The following is a 16951-nucleotide window of genomic DNA, read 5'->3' as shown; positions in this document are numbered from 1 at the left end:
TGCCGCCCCAGCAGCTTGGGAGAGGAATATATTGTCGGACTTCGTTTCCTGGCCGGTAACCGCCCGCTTCCTGTGCGTATGCGCGAACGCGGAGCGGTAGGGGTGGACGGGGCTGTGCCGGACGCTCTGCCGGATCCAGCGTGCCGGACCCCGTCCGCCGGACACCTTGGCGGCCTGGACGCTATTCGGCGAGGTCGGCCAGGAGCATGGACGGGCCAGAGTCGTTCAGGCGGTGCCAGCGGCGTTCGGCTACCAGGCGACCGCTGGTGGGTTCGGTGCAGGTCACCGGATCGATCGGTTCGTACAGGACGACGGCGGCGGCCAGGTCGCTGGTGTCGACTCCGGCGTCGAGGAGGCCGGCCAGGCGACGCGGCCCGCAAGTCTCTATCAGGATGGTCCGGTCGGTGGTCAAGCGGATGGAACGGCGATGTGGGTAGCGTCCGAGCTTCGCGCACAGCCGGGTGAGGGTCTCGGTACCTCGGTCGTGCTCGAACCAGAACCGCAACTGTCGTCCGTCGTCCCAGGTGAGGGTTCCGGCCGCATCGGGGCGAAGCGCGTCGAACTCAGCCGCGGCCTCAGCTTCGGACAACCATTCGGTGAGGCGGAAACCGTGACTGCGGCCTGCGTGGTGGAGACGGGCGAAGAACGCGTTCACCGCCTCCTTATGGACCAGTTGCGAGGAGAAGGTGATCTGATGGGTGGCGAGCTCGGCTGCGGCCTTCGTGGGGGGACGTTCACCGTGCTCGAGAGCCCAGATGACCTGGCCGTGCCAGCCGAGGGTGTATCGCCACAATCCCGAGCCCGGTAGGAGCGTCCGGGAAAGCACGCCGAGTTCGGTGAGGGTCAACAGCCGCGCCGAGGCACGACGCCGGTCGGTGAAGAACACCATGGTGAGCATCGCCGTGGTCATGACCTTGTGCCGGGCCAGGTGATCGATGATGGCGAAGTCCCGCTCGGTCAGGCGTCGACGCAGCCCGGCCAGGCCCACATCGGTGCTTTTGCGTCGCGTCACCGGCCACTCCCGTCCGTGAAGGCGGGAAAACGGCCCGCTTGAGCGCGTACCTGCCGGGCCTTCCCCAGCGGCGGCGGGGGCCCGAGCGTGTCGAGGGTGAACGCGGGCAATTCCCGGCCGTCTGCGACGAGGCGGGCCGCGGCTTGGTACCGGTCGAGATGGGCGATGTCGTGCTCGGCCAGGTTCGGGACGGTGTGCCGCGACAGGAGCCGGGCGTCCTCGGGGCTGGTGGTGAAGTAGACCTTGTTGCGCGCGTTCGCGGACACGGCGAACTGGAGGTCGCGGTCGAGCTGGCCCATGTGCTGGTGCGCCAGGGTCATCGACAGCCCGAGCGCTCGGGCTTCGGCGAGCATGTCGGCGACCGAGTCGGGCAGGTTGAGGAAGTTGTGGGCCTCGTCGATGTACAGCGAGGCGTCCCGCCGGGCGTGCTCGGGTGCGTTCTGGCGGCCCAGGACGGTCTGCCAGACCCGGGCGACCAGGATCGAGCCCACCAGTTTGGAGGTGTCTTCTCCGAGCTGCCCCTTGGGGAGCCGGGCAAGGACGATCCCGCCCCGGTCCAGTGCGCGGGCGAGATCGAAGCACGCTTTCGCTTCCGGTGCGCCGATAGTCTCGCGGACGAAGCTCCGGCCCAGGACCGTTCGCAGCCGCGCGAGGACCGGGCCGAGCGCCTGTGATTGGATCCCGGCCGACAGTGCGTCGAACCAGGCCCAGAAACCCCGCAGGATCATCTCACGGTCGTCGAGATCGGCGATGAACGGCGCACGGGCGACCGGGTCACCGAGGAGCGTCGGCAACCCCGCCAGGCCCACCAGTCTCTCGGCCTCTTTCCGGGAGTACTGGTCGCTCAGCCATACCTGGGTGCGCAGACCCTGGCGGAGGATGTCGTCGGCTCTGGGGCCCCAGTGGCGTTCCCAGATCCGGCGGCAGATGCCCACGAAGTGGTCGATCGCGACCTCGGCGGCCTCGGTGTCCGGGGCGGCATCGATCGGCGGCAGCCCAGGCCGATGCCCGCCCTTCTCGTCAGGGTCGATCAAGACCAGGCGTCCAGCGGTCTGGGCCGGGTCGAGCCGGTCGAGTACGTCGCGAACCAAGTCGCCTTTGGGGTCGATGAGGACCGCGGCGCGCCGGTCGCGGATGTCGGCCAGGATCAAATTGAGCAGTAGCGTGGATTTGCCCGAGCCGGTCGAGCCCACCACGTGGGTGTGGTAGCGGGCGTCGGCGGCGGCGAGGGAGACCTTCCGGCCGGTCGCCGAAGCGGTCCCCACCGTCTTCGTACCCCGGCCGCCGGACGGCGTCGCCGGGACCGGAGCAATCAGACGCGCTCCGGCTCGTTCCAGGGCCGGGACCACGGCATCGTGCGGCAGGTGCGCGATCTGGGCCAGCTCGCCGCAGGTCATCAGCGGCCCGTGCTGGGCCGCCCAGGCGGCCGTGGCGCGTTCGATGCGGCGGGATCGGCGGCGCTGCCAGGCGGGCCCGAGCACCGCACCGAGCGCTGCGGCCACCTGCCCGGCGCGCTCATGGGCGGCCTTCTTGGAGGCGGCGGTGGCCGCGTAGCGCACTCCGACCTCCCACAACGTGCCCTCGGCGAGTCGGGCCTGGGTCTGCCTGCGCCACTCGGTGACCCAGCGCGGCTCCTCCACGCTGGCCCTCGTAGACCGCGAGGGTCCGGGGGTGACCAGGTCGAGCAGTCCTGCGGCCAGGCCGGTGCCGCGGCGTTGGCCGCGCGCGGTCTTGCGAGCGCGGCGGAGCCGTCTCCGGCTGGCCGGGCAGACGCTGAACTGCACCAGCGCCCGGTCAGCCTCGCGCGGTCCGGTCCCGGCCTCGATCAAGCCGCGTAGTCCGTCACCGGCCTGCTCGGGCACCAATGGCAGCCCGACCGCGCTCCGGCGAAGAGTGAACCTGCCGCCCGCGGTGATGCTCATGTCGCTTCCTCCTGTTCGTGGACGTTGATGACGGTCGTGACCGCACCCGGCCAGGCGGCGGCAAGGGCGTGGCGCACGACCGGCACCGACACGGTCCCGGGCACCCAGATCCGCACTTGCAGACCGGGACCGGTGAAGGCGTACTCGAAGACCAGATGCGGCTGGCCGCGCCAAAACCGGCGCCAAGCGCTGCGTTCGATCTGGGCCAGATGCCGCCAGGCCAGGACCGCACCGTCGGGGTCGACCTCCGGCGGGGCGGCGACGACCACCAGGCGGGCGCTGCGCCGCCCGGCACGCGCATCCCGGCGATGCAGTACCATCCGGACCAGACAGACCGCTACGGCGATCGCCGCCACTCCCAAGGCCGCTGCCCGGAGCCGTGGATCGGCGAGCGCCTCTATGTCTGGTATGACTCCATCGAGGACAGTCATAGCTTGATCCCCTTGCTAGAGAAGAACTCCTGAGGGCTCAACGCTGTATCGAACGTGGGGTTGTGAGACCTATGCACCTCCAGGTGCAAGTGCGGGCCCGAAGACCGGCCCGAGGAGCCGACATAGCCGAGGACATCGCCGGTCGCCACCTGTTCACCGACATTGACGCTCGGGCGCTGGCCCATATGGCAGTACCGCGTCAAGAGGTTCTGGGCGTGGGCGATCTCGACGTACCAGCCGCAGCCCATGATCTGCGGGGAGCCGTCCACATCGCAGGAGAGCTGACGACCGGCCGGGGTATGGGCGTTGCACACCACGGTGACCACCTCCCCCGCGCTGGCCGCTAGGATCGCAGCGCCGCGGGCGGCGCCGAGGTCGACACCGTTGTGCGAAGGTCGGGCATCGGTGCGCCACCCCGAGACGATCCCCGCGCCCGGGGTGGGGTGGACCCATTGGCCGACACAGCCGTCCACGATCGCCTCGACCGCGGCCCGTGCCTGGTCCTCGTGGGCGGCATAGGCGTCGGGGAAGGCCGAGACCTGGACGGCTTGCGCCGCCTGAGCGACCGTCATGGACTCCCAGCCCTCGATCGAGACGAGCTTGTCGTAGAACAGCCCGGCCGACCCTTCGGGATCCATGAGCACTTCGGTCGGCCCCCACGATTGCCTCTGCTGGAACAGCCCCACCGAATCGTGGTCGAAACCCTCGCCGTCATGCGTGTAGTCGTAGGAATCGGGGACGGCCGGATTCGCCAGCACCCGCAGGCCACTTTCTTGGATGGCGGTGGTGATCGCGATGACCATCGCCTGTTCGGGCAGGCCGCGGTCAGCGCCGACCTGCCAGATCGCGATCGCGTGCCGGGCCTGGACCTGCCCGAAGGCGTCGCCGAGGGCGCGGGCGACCGCGAACCGGTCGGCATCCGCGACCGAGCAGCCGCCACCGGCCAGATAGGCGTGGCGACCACCGCCCGAGGCGGTGGCGAGCACGAGCCACACGCACAACCCGACCGCTACAGCCGCAGTTGAACCGATCAGCCGCTTCATGACCGGCCGCCTTCGGTCAGGGCCGAAGCGCCGGTCAGGCACAGCCGGTGCTCCTCGGGCGAGGCCAGCGCGGCGAAGGCCACATGCACGGCACCCGAGAGCAGCAGCATCTCGCCGGTGGCGGCGGTGGCGACCAGTTCCCGCTCGGCCCCGGTCAGCGCGAACGTTCTCGCGACCGGCTCGACCGCCTGCGGGGCCTGACGGCCGACATATTGGGTGGCGGCGTTGCCGATCACCGTGCGCCCCAGCGCGGAGTCGAGGACGTCGTCCACGTCTTGGGTGACCACCGCGAGGCCCGCGAGGCGCTTGCGCGCCGATTTGGCGAGGGTCGACAGCCACTCGGCGCTGCGACCGGACCGCAGGAGTTTCCACGCCTCGTCGACGACCACCAGGCGCCGCGTCCCATCGGCACGGACGGCGCGCCATATGTCGTCGAGGACCACCAGGGTGACCACCGGCAGCAGTTCGGGACTGACCGCCGACAGGTCGAATACACGCAGCGGCGCAGGCGCTTCGGGGCCGGGGCCGGGTGCGAACAGCGATTCGGGCCCGAGGTAGGGGGCCATCCGGTCGGCCAGTGCTTGCCCGTCGCGCTGCCTGGCGAGGTGGTCGGCGAGGTCGCACAAGGTCGGGGCCGGTTGCCGCCACGTTGCCGCGTTGTCGCTGATGCCGGCAGCGATATAGGCGTCGGCGAGGCCAGCCTGCAAAGCGGCGGTCTCGGCCGAGGTCAGCCGTTCGGCGAGCAGCGTCTCGACCACGGTGGTGGCGAACAGGCGACGCCGACCCAGCTCGTTGGTTCCCACCTCGGGATCGGCCGGGAGCGCGAGGGGGTTCAGCCGAGTCCCGGCCCTGCCGGGTGCGATCACCTGGCCGCCGACGTGCTCGGCCAGGGCGGTGTATTCGGCTTCGGGATCGACGATGACGACCTCGGCCCCGCCGTAGAGCTGGCGCAGACATTCGAGCTTCGTCAAATAGGACTTTCCCGCCCCGGAGGTGGCGAGGGTGACCGAGTTGTGGTTCGCCAGACTCCAGCGGTCCCACATGACCGGGCCGCCGGAGAACAGATTCACCCCGCACAACACCGCGTCCTCGGTGACGCTGCCGGGCACGTCGGCCGAGGCGAACGGAAAACTGGCGGCGGCGGTGTCGACATCGACCGTCCGGGCCGCGCCGACGCCGTCGACGCCCAGCGGCGTACACGCCAGCAGGCCAGGGACCTGCCGGAACGTCGCCGGGCGCGCATCGAGCAGCGCCGCACTGGCTCCGGAGCGGACCTTCGCACACGCCAAGTCCAGGGCGTCCTTGGACTCGGCGTAGACGGTCACATAGACCGCCTGGCGCAGCAGGCGGGTCTCGCCACGGGCAATCCGCCCGGCCAGCTCGGCGGCGTCCTCAGCCGCTGCATCCGTGGCCGGATCATCGAGCCGACCCCGATGCGCCGCATCCGACCGCGCCGACTCGAGCCGGGTGCGGCGCCGGTGCAGTCGGGAGGCCGCGACCTCGGCGGCGACCCCGTCGAGGTGGAGGGCGACGGTGACCCGGGCGTGCTGGCCGACCAGGACCTCGAACCACCCCAACGGCAACTGCGCGGGATAGCCGGTCACGACCAGCACGGCCGCGAACCCGTCCCCGACGGCCATCCTTCGCGCCTCGATCACCGCGCTGTCCGGCCAGATCTCGGCCGGAACCGGCCACGACCGGCCACTGCGCCGGAGTCCGTTCTTGGTCTTACTGGCGCTCATGATGATTGCTCCTTCCTGGCGATACGTGCAGAGGCCGTGCCGTACGGGTCGATCGCGTACCGGCATCGGGCGGTCAATTCGGCCGCGTCCAGCCGGGTAGCGATCACGCCCATGGCTTGGGCGGCGGCTTCTACTTGGCGGGCGGCGTATTCGGCGGCCTCAGCTCGGGACGCGCGAGCGACGACGGTGATCTCCCGGCGCAGCAGACGCCGCCCGGTGGTCAGGCGACCCAGCCACGCCGTGTGCGCCGCAGCGGCGGCGGCCAACCGTGGATCGGCGAGGCGGGCGGTGCGTTCAACCTGAGCCTGGAGGTGGCCGGACAGGTCGACCGGGCGCGAGGTGACCTGGACCTGAATGTGGGCATCCACGCTGTTGAGCAGCCGGGCGAAGGCCCCCACGAGTGCGGCCTGCTCGGCCGATGAACGCAGCGTGAAGTTGACGAACCCGACGTCGATGCCGATCGACGACCCGGCCGAGCCGAGGTCTACCACCCCGTCCGTACGGACTCGGCGAACCGGGCCGGTCACCGGACGCACCTCGCCCCGCCCGGATCGCCCGAATATCGCGGCCAGGACCGATCGCGCCTCCGGGGTCGGTGCTCCAGCGGCAACACGCCCCCGGGTGCCGCGGACGGCGGCCCAGGCGAGACGGTCGAGCCCGACTGCGTCGACCTTCACCAACGCCAAAGCGAGGGCGGACGAGGCGATCGGGGCGGTGGCGATCAGGAGGACCAGGATCGGGACGGTGCCCAGCAGGGACCGCCAGGCCGCGAGCAGCCCGAGGGCGACCGGTGCCAGCACGGCCACCTGCCGGACCGTCAAGCCCCACAGCACCCGGTCGGCCAGGTCGATGTCGGCGGGGACGGGAACACTGCGGGTCATGACCGCTCACCACCCGCGTCGCCACCGTCCGCTTCAGCCTCGCGGCTGGACTTGGTGCGGACCTCGGCGGCCAGGTCACGATCGATTCGTGGGGCGTACGGTGTGCCACCATCGCCGAGGTGGAACGTGTCTTTGGTCCACTGCCGCGGGCGCGGGCGTGTCTCGGCGCGGCGCGGCATCGGTTCGCCACCGGTCCAGGCCCCAGCGTGCGAGGCGCGCAGATCGCCGCGTGGCACGTCGCCGAGCGCGTCGGCCGCATCCGCTCTGCGGTCCCGCTTGCGGACCGCGCCTCGGTCGCGGGCGGCACGGCGGGCGACCTCCCCGCGGTGCGCGTGGAAGCCCGCGGCCCGGCGCTGGAACTCGTCGTGGTCGGCCAGTGCCCGGTCAGGCACCTGCTCGATCTGCTGCCGGGCCGCTTCACTCGCCTCGACCCGGCGGCGGGTCTCGATCCGATCGGCAACCTCAGATGGATTCGGCACCGGACCGGTCGGGCGGAAGGTCCTGTCAGGGTCTCCCATCGCCGAGCCCGACCGTGTCACTAGGCCAGGAGCCTCGGCGTTGCCGGCGTGGTTCGCACGGCCTCGCTGTGGGTCGTCGACATCGCGACGGAACCGCAGCCAGGCTTGCAGACCGTCCGACTCCGGATAACGGCGGATCGGCCGCTGATGTGAACCGTTCCGACTGCCACCACCGGCATCGTCGTCGCTCTCACCGTCGCCGCGACGTCGGGAACGATGCCGCCTGCCCGAATAGCGCGACTTCGAGCGTCCGTTCATCAGCCGGTTCAACAGCAGGTACTGCAGGAAATGCGAACCCGGCACTTTGACCGTCTTGCCGCGGGCGAGCTGGAATGCGGCCTTGTGCAGCTTCCACATCAGCCACGCGATCAAGATCAGGTAGAACAGCTGGATGTGGTAGTCATCGGCGTACTTCTCCTCGTACTGCTCGCCGAAGGTGCCGTCGAGCTGGTGATAGACCCAGATCAGCGCGCATTGCCCGAGCGAGGAGGCCAGGCAGGCTCCCAGCAGCCGCCACCAGTAGTGCGCGAACCGCTCGGTCTGCGGCAGCGCATGGCATGCCAGCGCCATCGGCGCGATGATGAGCACGCAGAACCACGCGATATTCCGCAACAGGAAGATCAACAGCAGCAACAGGTAGATCCAGATCGACACCAGCTGCATGCCGATATCGAACAGCCCCACCGGACCATCGACGCCGGGCCCGGTCGCGACCATGAAGGCGTGATTGGCGAACTCGGAGCGCATCACCGCCTCGTGGCCGACGCAATCGGCCGGATCGATCGGCTGCGCCGACCCATCGGGGTAGTTCTCGCACGTCACATACCGCACCCGGTCGGAGAGCGTGAACGCGTCGGCCAGCAGCAGCGAGTTCGAATACACCTGCCAGGTGATCTCCTTAACCAACCCGACCAGCAGAATGGCGATGACCAGGCGAGGAAGGAGCTCGCGGAGCGAATACTTCGTCTGCAACGTCTCGCGGGCGAGCAGGATGGCACCTGCGGCCACGACGATACCGACATACGAGGCCATCACCAGCGCCGAGAATGCATCGGTCATGGGGCCGGCCGAGTCTGAAAAATACGAGTACAGGGTCTCGAAATACATGCCCGAGACGGTGTCCCACAACTGGGCTTTGATCTCCCACAGGGAATCGAATATTCCGGCGAGAAGGTCGTTCCAAAGGTCCTCGATCATCGCACTCACCCGGCCAGAATCTGTTGCAGGATCGCGACCAGGAACGGCGCGAGGAGGATGATCGCGAACCCGATCGCCGCCGCTCGCAGTGCGGTTTTCGCGCGCTCGGTCTCGCCCGGATCAGAGGCGAGCAGATACCGGACTCCCGCGATAGTGAGCATGACGATCACCAGGACCGCGGCGATGCCGACGATCCAGTTCCGGATGTTCGTCAGCACCGACCTGATGCGCTCGGTCGGATCGTCCTCCTGCGCCAGGGCCATGTCCGGCACCAGCAGCATCAAGGCGATTCCGGCGGCGATTCCAGCAGCCACGGTTAGACAGCGCCTGCATGCGGTTTTGCGGCGCACCGGTGCTTTCGGCGAATACATCGCAGCACCTCCATCGACGTTCCTTGTGAAGGCCGACCCGGCCATCGGCCGGGTCGGCCGGGGCTCGCCGGATTGGGGCAATGCCCGAGGGACATCACCTCCTCGAAGGCTCGGCTGCAATACACAGAGACTGGATCGCACCCGCACCGGCGAGAACCCAAGTCAGCACCCATGCGACTGACTCAATAGGTAAGAACATCGAGTAATCGACTACTGCGAACAATCGACGTCTAGTAGTCGACTACCAAGCGGCTACCAGAATTGCAAAAGGACATTCAGGCACAACCAAAGACACCGGCTACCAGCGACTACCCTGCATCGATGCCCGCGGGTAGCCGACTACCCGCACGCTGAAAGTCGTCGGAGGTAACCGGGTGTGGTAGTCACCAGCAGTCGCGGGAGTTGACGGGTAACCGAGTAGTCGGTCTTCCTGAAAGCAACGATTCCCGCACGGGAGTCCCGACGAAAAGGAAGCGTCACCATGCAACTGTCACCACTAGAGCGCGTCGAGCACGCCTACCTGCGTCATGCCTGGGGACCGGACAAGGCCATCTTCTGGGGCGGCTATACCACCGAGCTTCGACCCGGGCCGATCGAACTGCCAGAACTCACCGATATCCTCACCGACGAGCGAACGCCGCTGGTCGTCAAGGACGGCGTCTGGGCGAGCCTCGTGCGGCTCGCCCAGGCCACGAACGATGAATGGGGGGTCATTGCGGCCGGGATCGCCATCCGCGGGCTGAAGCGCGCCGTGACCCGCGCCCGGTATCACGCGCCGAACATCGACATCCGAGACGATCTCGAAAGCGCCGCCATCAGCGCCTTCCTCGAATCCATCGAGACTGTCGACACGACCAGACCGCAAATCTGCGCCAGGCTTTGTCAGGCTGCCTACATCAACGCCCGACGGTGGGCCATCGAACTTAAGCAATACCAGCAGGCGATGTGCTCAGCCGTCTACGAATCACACCCGCCACCCGACCAGTATCAGCACGTCGATCTCATTCTCACCGACGCTATTAGTCAAGGCATCATCACCAAACTGCAGGCAAGTCTCATCCTGGAGACGCGGTTCGACCGCCACACGGTCAAGCGATCTGCCGACGGACACAAACTCGCAGTCCCGAAGGCGAGGAAGGAACGACGCATCGGCGAACTGCAACTATACCAATGGCTCACCGGTCAGGGATACACGCGAAATGATCGAGATCAAACGATGCGTAGTTGAGCTGGCTATTCGTTACTATCTACATCATCGCCTCATCACCTGGATCTTGATAGACACAGGGTCGCATTCTCACTGCACAGGATGATCGGTTCTTTCCGGGTCACGCACCAGTCGTCGTGACCCGTCCTCTTGTTGCGAGATCCAGCCAGTTGGCAGTATGGCAGGTTGTGCCCGAGACCGTTCGTGAGTTGTGCCGACGTCGGCCATGTCAATTCTTGATTCTAGGCTATACTGCAACCCGGTGAATTCAAAGGTGCTGTGGAAGTGAGATCCTCCGAAAGACATCTCGCCATCAAGTTCCACATCCCTGAAGTTGGCATGCTGCTTGAAAATCGACTCAGAAAACGTCGCGAATCCTTCGAATCGAGCCCCACCGAATTGCCCATATCCGCCAAAGCTGGACCGGGTAAATTTGGCATCGCCTTTGAAACGGGCGCCAACAAATACTGCCGTACTTGCGAACCTCGCATTGGTAAAATCGGTGACTCCAAGAAACGTTGCCCTTGTGCCGAAGAACAATGGCAACCAACAATTAGAAAAGTCGACATACGAAAGAAGAGCACCGCCGAGGTTAATCTCATGTATATCCCAAAACTCCTCGGATTCCGGGGGTGGGGTCTCATCACGTTCTTCAGAGGGTCGTGGATCCTTGAAATGACTGATAATTAGGCCTTGGGCAGCTATCCGAACCTCATGCTCGTCGAAGGCTTCACTGTCTGATTCTGCTGATTCGCTAAACGGGTCGAGGAAATCGATGTTGTTGTAGACGGCGTTGAGTTGCTGGGGCGGGAGGACGACCCGCCGTCGGAGGTAGGCGGTCCAGATTTCGATAATTTCTCTGCGTTGACTTGGGTGCTCACGTCCGAGGCGATCGAGCGCATAGAGGCCGCCGAGCCGGACGGGGGCTTTCTCGTGACCAAGCTGTTCGATCGCCTGCACGAACTGTTCGGTGATTCTTTTCTGCTCGGCGTCGTGGCGAGCATCGTGAGCAACAGCCTGCTGATGCTCGTGAATACGTTCCTGGAGCCATTGGCGCCGAGCAAACAGAACGAGTGTCGCCAACCCACCGAGCCCGAACCAGATGGTGAAGGTTGTCTGTAGTGCGTCGAGCCTTTCGGCCCTTGCTGTGATCGAGAGCGGATCGACTGTAACCCAGATCCAGACCGCGGCGAGCACGAAAGCTATGCAGATCGCCGCGACCCACGGAGTCCACGAGGAGGGCAGCTTGCGGTTCTTCCTGTCGCTCATACGATCAGTGTGCCGCACAGACTACGCGGCCGCCGCCCATGCATTCGCTCGATGGGAAGTTGCCGCTTGGGCGTAGACGATGAGCAGTAGGGCTGGTCGCGCCGCTGGCGTCAACGTGTCGGTGACGGGCCAAGCCGGTCTTCACCGTTTAACGCTGGCGAGAAGCGCTTCGAACGCAGCGCCCATCTCAGGAGCGCATGGCTCCGTCGGTTACTGCCGACTACTGGCGGCTACCCCCGGCTACCAGGCGACCAGGAGCCGACTACTCGATGTTCTTATCGGGTAGAGCCTGGATTGAACAATGTCCGGTGGGACGTCAACCGTGACCGAACACCACCGAAACCGCCGCGTTGACGTGGCCCGCTACGGCACACTCGACGTGCCTTTGAGCGTCTGGCAAGTCGCCGACGCCGCCGGCTTGGTCGCCGCGCTCCTGGGAGAGCTTCGACCCGCTCGCGGTCCGATCATCACCGTCGACCTACCTGGTTGGGAGGCCATCCCGCGCTCGGCCCGTCACGCCGTGGTCTTCACCCGCGACCGAGCCGCCGCCACCGCAGCGCTCGCCTCGATCGCCGGGGCCAAGCGCGGCTTGGCCCGTCTCCAGCCGGTCGGTGCCGGAAGCCTCGCGACCCGCCTCGGCGCGATCGACGCTCGCACCAGGCTCGTGATCGCCTCGACCTGGCTTCTCCAATGCGAGGGGGCACTGGCCGCCGCTGCCGGAGCCCTGCGGCCGGATGGCATCTTGGCCCTCGTCGGCCAAGGGCAGGCGGCCCAAGCCCGCCTGGCGCACCTGTCCCGACCCCGCACCACGCCGATTGAAGACGGGGACGAGGACACACCCGAGACCCTCGGCCTCGCCTTCGCCGGGCATATCGTGGCCACCGCGCCGATCGGGTTCGACGCCGCCGTCGCCTCAGCCGAAGGGTGCACCGTCCAATCCGATCACCGACGCCGAGCCGGAGCACGGCACTTCGACGTCGTCCTCTGGCGCAAGACGGCTCGGGCCGAGGCCGGTGGTACCCATGGCTAGGTTTACCACTTCGATCTGGGCAACCGGTCAAGTCCAGCCCCGTCGCCAGCGCGATGGGCTCTATACCGAGGCCGGGACGGCGCATCCGGCGAAGATGTGGCCGCATATCGCCCGCGCGATGATCAAACACTACTCATCGCCTGGGGAGATCGTGCTTGACCCCATGTGCGGGATCGGCACGGTCCTGGTCGAGGCGATCCGCATCGGACGAGGCGCGCTCGGCCTCGACTGCGAGCGCGAATGGGTCGACCTCGCCCGTGCCAACGTCGCCTGTGCCCGCAAAGCGTATCCAGGTGTGGCCGGGAAGGTGTTCTGCGCCGATGCGACCGAACTGCACCAGGCGCTCACCGAGCGACAAGTGTCGCTCCCGGTCGATCTGGTCGTCACGAGCCCGCCGTACGGGCCGGTCGTGCACGGCCGTGTGGCGACGGCGCGGGAGACGGGAGGGAAGATCGTGCGCCGCGCGAACCGCTACGCCACCGGCAAACCGCATCCGGGTCAGCTCGCTCGTGGCAGCTCCCTGCAGCGGATGCAGCGCGGGCTGGAATCGGTCTTCACCGGATGCCATACCGCGCTCCGCGTGGGTGGGCACCTGGTCATCACCGCACGGCCGTATACCGACAAGGGCGTGCTGGTCGACTTCCCGGCGCTGGTCATCGCTGCCGCCGAGGCCGCCGGGTTCGTCTATACCGACCGGCGCGCGGCGCTCTTGGCCCGCTGGGACGGCGAGGTGCTGCATCCGCATGTGACGTTCTTCCACCCGGCCTATGTCCGTCGCAGTATCGCAGCGGGTCGCCGTGCGTTCGTTCGGGCGCACGAGGACGTCCTGGTGTTTCGGCGGCCGGCATGAGCGGGCAGGTAGGAAAGGAGGAGACGGTACCCGCATGGCCGCGCCCGGCGGAATTCAATGCGCCATTCCTGATCAGCGAGAAGATCGACGGGACGCATGTAGCCCTTGCCGTTACCGAGATCGATGCGGCGAGGGCGGTTCCCGAGGGAGCCATCAGCGTCACCGTGGGCGGGAAACGATGGATGCTCCGGGCGGCATCCCGACTGCGGTGGCTGACCGATGAGCGGGACAACTTCGGATTCCGGGCCTGGGTCCGTGAGCACGCGGCGCCGCTGGTCGGCCTCGGGCCGGGCCTGCACCGGGGCGAGTGGTACGGCCAGGGCATTCAACGCGCCTACGGGCTCGACGAACGTCGTTGGGCCCTGTTCGATGCCGAACGCTGGACCAAACTGCCCGAGGGCCTGCCGGAGGCCGTCGAGGTGGTGCCGGTCCTGGCCCGCGTACCCGGCCCTCGACTGCCCCAAGCAGTCGATACGGCACTACGGACATTGCAGAGCACCGGTTCGCTCGCGGTGTTCGGGCAGCGGGCCGAAGGCCTCGTGATCGCCTCCGCGCACGCTCCATCGGTGCGGTTCACTGTGCCGCTCAGTCGCACAGGAGGGCCAGCGAGGGGGCAGGAGCTGTCAAAGAATTAGTCCTCGATTTCGACCTCGCGCTCCTCCACCACAGGCAGGGATTCCGGTGTCCTCGACGCGAACGCGATCAAGGAGTTATTTCTTGACAGCTCCCTGGCCCGCTCGACCGGTTTCTTAAGCTGAGCTCAAATCTTCAAAGGAACCGTTGCACGCCAATCACAACCATGCACGAGGTCGTTAGGCGTAGGGTTCATCTTTTGGTTTGACGTATCCCCATATGTTGCCTGTCTCTTGCTGCGTTCGATGGGATTCCTCCTCGCTGTCTCCGTTTTCTTCCTTTTCCGAGTGCTTTGAACTGCTAAATGACTTGGTGCTCCTGCTGGCTGTCCGCCGCGAGGCTGCTGGGAAGAAAGGCGCCTGTGGGTTGCTTCCACGTTTTCCAGATCCGAGTCCGCCGGTATTTACCCATCCGGAGCTGGCAAGGCCGCCGGAAATGTTGCCTTCGTAATCGGCTTCTTCGTCCCAGGGACTTTCATTCAGCAATAGGTCGAGATTATTGCGTGCGAGGATTGTGTAGCGGTGGTCGGGTTTGAGTATCCTGTCGAAGTCGGGTAGGAGTTTTTCGAATGCGGCAATAGCACGCTCCTTGTCACCGAATTTGCCTTGCCATCGGGCGAGATTGTGACGAGTGGCAAGGGTCTCGGGGTGATCTTCTCCCAAGACACGGCGATCGTCATGGAGCACCTGCTCAAGAGCTGATATTGCGTCAGCGACATAGCCTGCTTCGCCTGTCCAGACGGCCAAATTCTGCCTGGTCCGCAGTGTGTCGGGGTGGTCCGGGCCCAAGATCCGGATTCGATCGGCGAGCAGGTCCTCCGTCTGGGCCACGGCCGCAGACGGATCGCCAGCTGCGCCTCGCCAATGGGCGAGGTTGTGCCGGGTCGTCAGCGTGAAGGGATGATCCGGGCCGAGAACGCGGTGGCAGTCTTCCAGGAGCTCCTCGTTCAGGCGCACGGCAGATGAAACTTCTCCGGCCCGTCCCCGCCATCGGGCGAGCGTGGACCTAGTTAGCAGGACATCGAGGTGGTCATGGCCGAGTATTCGCATACGATCGTCTAGAAGTTCCTCGGTTGCTGCGGTGGCCTCTTCCAGATCTCCGGCTTCACCCATCCAGTACGCCAGATTCTGGCGCGCAGCTAGGGTAGTGAGGTGATCCGGGCCAAGCAGGCGTACTCGTTCGGCGAGAACCGTCCCGAACGCCGCCACCGCACCAGTTGGGTTACCGGATTGCCCGATCCAGTAGGCGAGATCATGGCGGACAGTGAGGGTTTCCGGGTCGTCTGGGCCAAGGATCTCAAGACGCAGCTGCAGCAGGGTTTCCAACTCGCTGATCGCAGTGGCCAGGTCACCCTTTTCGCCAGTCCATCGAGCGAATCCGTGCCGGGCGCGCAAGGTATCTGGATGCGTTGGTCCATCGATCTTCGATCGGATCTGGTATAGCATTCGGAACTTGTTCGAGGCAGCCGTTGCGCTCCCTGACTCACCCAACCAGTGGGCGTGGCGATGGCGAACTTCCAAAGTGAAGCCATGCTCGGGCCCGAGTTGACGGAGACACTCTTGGCTGAGCTGCTCGAAATATGCAGCTGCACTGCTGACCTGGCCTTGTATCCCGAGGCTGTCGCCTTGCCGAATCAGGAGAGGGTGCGCGCGCTCTAGCAGGTCCGGTTCGCAGTTGTACCGAAGATGGTCGACGTTCGAACGCAATAGCGCGCTTGTTGATCGAGCAACCTCGGGTTCAGGCCAGATGTCGATTAGCGCGTCAGCTACGATGTTAGCCAATTTAGAGAGGTCTTGGGATTCAAGCTTGTCACGAATTGAACGTTGGATCAAGGCGTGGATTCGCACGAGCTGGCCGTCGAAGTCGATGAGGCCCAAACGGTGGAGTCGTCCGAGGCCCCTGGTTATGTCCCGGGAGACGAAGAAATTCGCTCTCTTTGGATCATGCAGTGATCCGGTAGACATGAAAGCCCACAGCTCATCAAATATGATTCCGCAAGTGAACAGGTCGGCTGGGATTCCAGCAGGATCAAGCAGACTGGCTACGCGAAGCAACCCCATTGCCAGGCCATAGGGCTCATCACCGTTGGCAGCCTCGATCGACAGCGACCAAGCCGCGTCGACTGACCTGGGATACCCGTCGGGAAGAGCATCTGGGCTGAGATCATCGAGCCTGATAGTGTGGTCAGCGAGAAGGCCTTGATATGCGGCGCAGGTCAGACCTGGTTGGTCCAGTATGTAGGCTGCAGCCTGCGCCAGCGCCAGCGGTAGGTGCCCTAGGTCGGCCGCGAGCGCGGTGGCTTGTTCCAGGCGGATGGGGTTGCCCTTGAGCCTTCCGATGAGATATTGGCGGGCTTCTTCCGGTGTGAACAAGTCGACTTCGATCAGGGTGCGGTGGGCGCCCTCGAGTGCGGCGTCCCTGCGGCGGGTGGTCACAATAGTGCCTCCGCGCTGGCTGGTTGGGGGCCAAAGTTCGTTCAGGTCGCCCGGGTCGGTGAGGTTGTCAAGCACGATCAACCAGCGGGGTGCCTCGGGTTGCGCCAGCCACGCCAGGAACGTTCGCGTGGCTCGATGGCTATCCGATGCGTCTGCTCCGCATACTTCGGTGCCCGCCTGCGCGAACGCGGCGAGGATCGTGTCGCGGCTGCTGGCGTTAACCCAGACCAGGAGGTTGACCTCGAGCTGACTCCATTGGTCTAGGGCGTAGTTTGCGGCGATCTGGGTCTTGCCGACTCCCCCCATACCCGAGAGGATTAGACAGACCGAGCCGCCGCCGTCATTGAGCGCCTGAGCCAGTTGCTTGTCGACGGCGCGGTCTTGACGGGCGGCAGCCAGAGTAGGGATGG

The 16951-nt window shown here is 66.1% G+C and carries 14 protein-coding genes; 4 read left to right on the top strand and 10 right to left on the bottom strand.

Annotated elements, in window-relative coordinates; translation table 11 throughout:
- Positions 1 to 181 precede the first annotated feature (181 nt).
- Genes YWW_RS32345 through YWW_RS0122490 form a run of 8 tightly spaced genes read right to left on the bottom strand, consistent with a single transcriptional unit; the run spans position 182 to position 9117 of the window.
- A complete protein-coding gene (locus tag YWW_RS32345) occupies positions 182 to 1012 on the bottom strand; it encodes a replication-relaxation family protein (RefSeq protein ID WP_155830336.1) in 831 nt (276 codons plus the stop codon).
- Positions 1009 to 2934 (bottom strand): type IV secretory system conjugative DNA transfer family protein, encoded by a 1926-nt coding sequence (locus YWW_RS32340; protein WP_051815776.1) that lies wholly within the window; start codon positions 2932 to 2934, stop codon positions 1009 to 1011. The genes YWW_RS32345 and YWW_RS32340 overlap by 4 nt, the downstream gene beginning before the upstream one ends.
- Positions 2931 to 3365, bottom strand: coding sequence for a hypothetical protein (locus YWW_RS36180; protein WP_155830335.1), 435 nt, complete (start codon positions 3363 to 3365; stop codon positions 2931 to 2933). Before YWW_RS36180 ends, YWW_RS32340 begins: the two co-directional genes overlap by 4 nt.
- Positions 3362 to 4408, bottom strand: a complete 1047-nt coding sequence (locus tag YWW_RS0122510) for a M23 family metallopeptidase (protein ID WP_051326194.1) — start codon at positions 4406 to 4408, stop codon at positions 3362 to 3364. Before YWW_RS0122510 ends, YWW_RS36180 begins: the two co-directional genes overlap by 4 nt.
- Positions 4405 to 6150 (bottom strand): VirB4 family type IV secretion system protein, encoded by a 1746-nt coding sequence (locus YWW_RS0122505; protein WP_051326193.1) that lies wholly within the window; start codon positions 6148 to 6150, stop codon positions 4405 to 4407. The genes YWW_RS0122510 and YWW_RS0122505 overlap by 4 nt, the downstream gene beginning before the upstream one ends.
- Positions 6147 to 7031 (bottom strand): PrgI family protein, encoded by an 885-nt coding sequence (locus YWW_RS0122500; protein WP_026931878.1) that lies wholly within the window; start codon positions 7029 to 7031, stop codon positions 6147 to 6149. Before YWW_RS0122500 ends, YWW_RS0122505 begins: the two co-directional genes overlap by 4 nt.
- Entirely contained in the window at positions 7028 to 8746 is a 1719-nt protein-coding gene (locus tag YWW_RS0122495) for a TrbL/VirB6 family protein (RefSeq protein WP_026931877.1), read from the bottom strand. Before YWW_RS0122495 ends, YWW_RS0122500 begins: the two co-directional genes overlap by 4 nt.
- A 5-nt stretch (positions 8747 to 8751) precedes the next feature.
- Positions 8752 to 9117, bottom strand: coding sequence for a pilin (locus YWW_RS0122490; RefSeq protein ID WP_081687684.1), 366 nt, complete (start codon positions 9115 to 9117; stop codon positions 8752 to 8754).
- A 481-nt stretch (positions 9118 to 9598) separates the two neighbouring features.
- Between YWW_RS0122490 and YWW_RS0122485 the strand changes: the two genes are divergently transcribed.
- A complete protein-coding gene (locus YWW_RS0122485; RefSeq protein ID WP_026931875.1) occupies positions 9599 to 10345 on the top strand; it encodes a hypothetical protein in 747 nt (248 codons plus the stop codon).
- 69 nt (positions 10346 to 10414) lie between these two features.
- On the opposite strand, the gene YWW_RS35350 is transcribed toward YWW_RS0122485, so the two are convergent.
- Positions 10415 to 11593 (bottom strand): pentapeptide repeat-containing protein, encoded by a 1179-nt coding sequence (locus YWW_RS35350; RefSeq protein WP_081687683.1) that lies wholly within the window; start codon positions 11591 to 11593, stop codon positions 10415 to 10417.
- Between the two features lie 385 nt (positions 11594 to 11978).
- On the opposite strand from YWW_RS35350, the gene YWW_RS36555 reads away from it, so the two are divergent.
- Genes YWW_RS36555 through YWW_RS32330 form a run of 3 tightly spaced genes read left to right on the top strand, consistent with a single transcriptional unit; the run spans position 11979 to position 14108 of the window.
- Positions 11979 to 12623: a hypothetical protein gene (locus tag YWW_RS36555; protein WP_162145984.1), complete on the top strand. Its 645-nt coding sequence runs from the start codon at positions 11979 to 11981 to the stop codon at positions 12621 to 12623.
- The gene (locus YWW_RS36550) at positions 12616 to 13473 is read left to right on the top strand and encodes a TRM11 family SAM-dependent methyltransferase (protein WP_035700093.1); all 858 of its coding nucleotides are present in this window, start codon (positions 12616 to 12618) and stop codon (positions 13471 to 13473) included. Before YWW_RS36555 ends, YWW_RS36550 begins: the two co-directional genes overlap by 8 nt.
- A complete protein-coding gene (locus tag YWW_RS32330) occupies positions 13470 to 14108 on the top strand; it encodes an RNA ligase family protein (protein WP_051326192.1) in 639 nt (212 codons plus the stop codon). The genes YWW_RS36550 and YWW_RS32330 overlap by 4 nt, the downstream gene beginning before the upstream one ends.
- A 177-nt stretch (positions 14109 to 14285) precedes the next feature.
- On the opposite strand, the gene fxsT is transcribed toward YWW_RS32330, so the two are convergent.
- Positions 14286 to 16951, bottom strand: a 2666-nt coding sequence (gene fxsT, locus YWW_RS35345; RefSeq protein WP_081687681.1) for an FxSxx-COOH system tetratricopeptide repeat protein, incomplete at its 5' end; no start/stop codon positions are given.

The organism is Glycomyces tenuis DSM 44171 (genome assembly GCF_000427885.1).
GTDB lineage: Bacteria > Actinomycetota > Actinomycetes > Mycobacteriales > Micromonosporaceae > Glycomyces > Glycomyces tenuis.
This window is presented reverse-complemented; position numbering and strand designations above follow the sequence as displayed.

Bases quoted from the DNA above. Each gene is read 5' to 3' on its own strand.
- YWW_RS32340 (WP_051815776.1), bottom strand. From the start codon at position 2,934: ATGAGCATCACCGCGGGCGGCAGGTTCACTCTTCGCCGGAGCGCGGTC.
- YWW_RS36180 (WP_155830335.1), bottom strand. From the start codon at position 3,365: ATGACTGTCCTCGATGGAGTCATACCAGACATAGAGGCGCTCGCCGAT.
- YWW_RS0122510 (WP_051326194.1), bottom strand. From the start codon at position 4,408: ATGAAGCGGCTGATCGGTTCAACTGCGGCTGTAGCGGTCGGGTTGTGC.
- YWW_RS0122505 (WP_051326193.1), bottom strand. From the start codon at position 6,150: ATGAGCGCCAGTAAGACCAAGAACGGACTCCGGCGCAGTGGCCGGTCG.
- YWW_RS0122500 (WP_026931878.1), bottom strand. From the start codon at position 7,031: ATGACCCGCAGTGTTCCCGTCCCCGCCGACATCGACCTGGCCGACCGG.
- YWW_RS0122495 (WP_026931877.1), bottom strand. From the start codon at position 8,746: ATGATCGAGGACCTTTGGAACGACCTTCTCGCCGGAATATTCGATTCC.
- YWW_RS0122490 (WP_081687684.1), bottom strand. From the start codon at position 9,117: ATGTATTCGCCGAAAGCACCGGTGCGCCGCAAAACCGCATGCAGGCGC.
- YWW_RS0122485 (WP_026931875.1), top strand. From the start codon at position 9,599: ATGCAACTGTCACCACTAGAGCGCGTCGAGCACGCCTACCTGCGTCAT.
- YWW_RS35350 (WP_081687683.1), bottom strand. From the start codon at position 11,593: ATGAGCGACAGGAAGAACCGCAAGCTGCCCTCCTCGTGGACTCCGTGG.
- YWW_RS36550 (WP_035700093.1), top strand. From the start codon at position 12,616: ATGGCTAGGTTTACCACTTCGATCTGGGCAACCGGTCAAGTCCAGCCC.
- YWW_RS32330 (WP_051326192.1), top strand. From the start codon at position 13,470: ATGAGCGGGCAGGTAGGAAAGGAGGAGACGGTACCCGCATGGCCGCGC.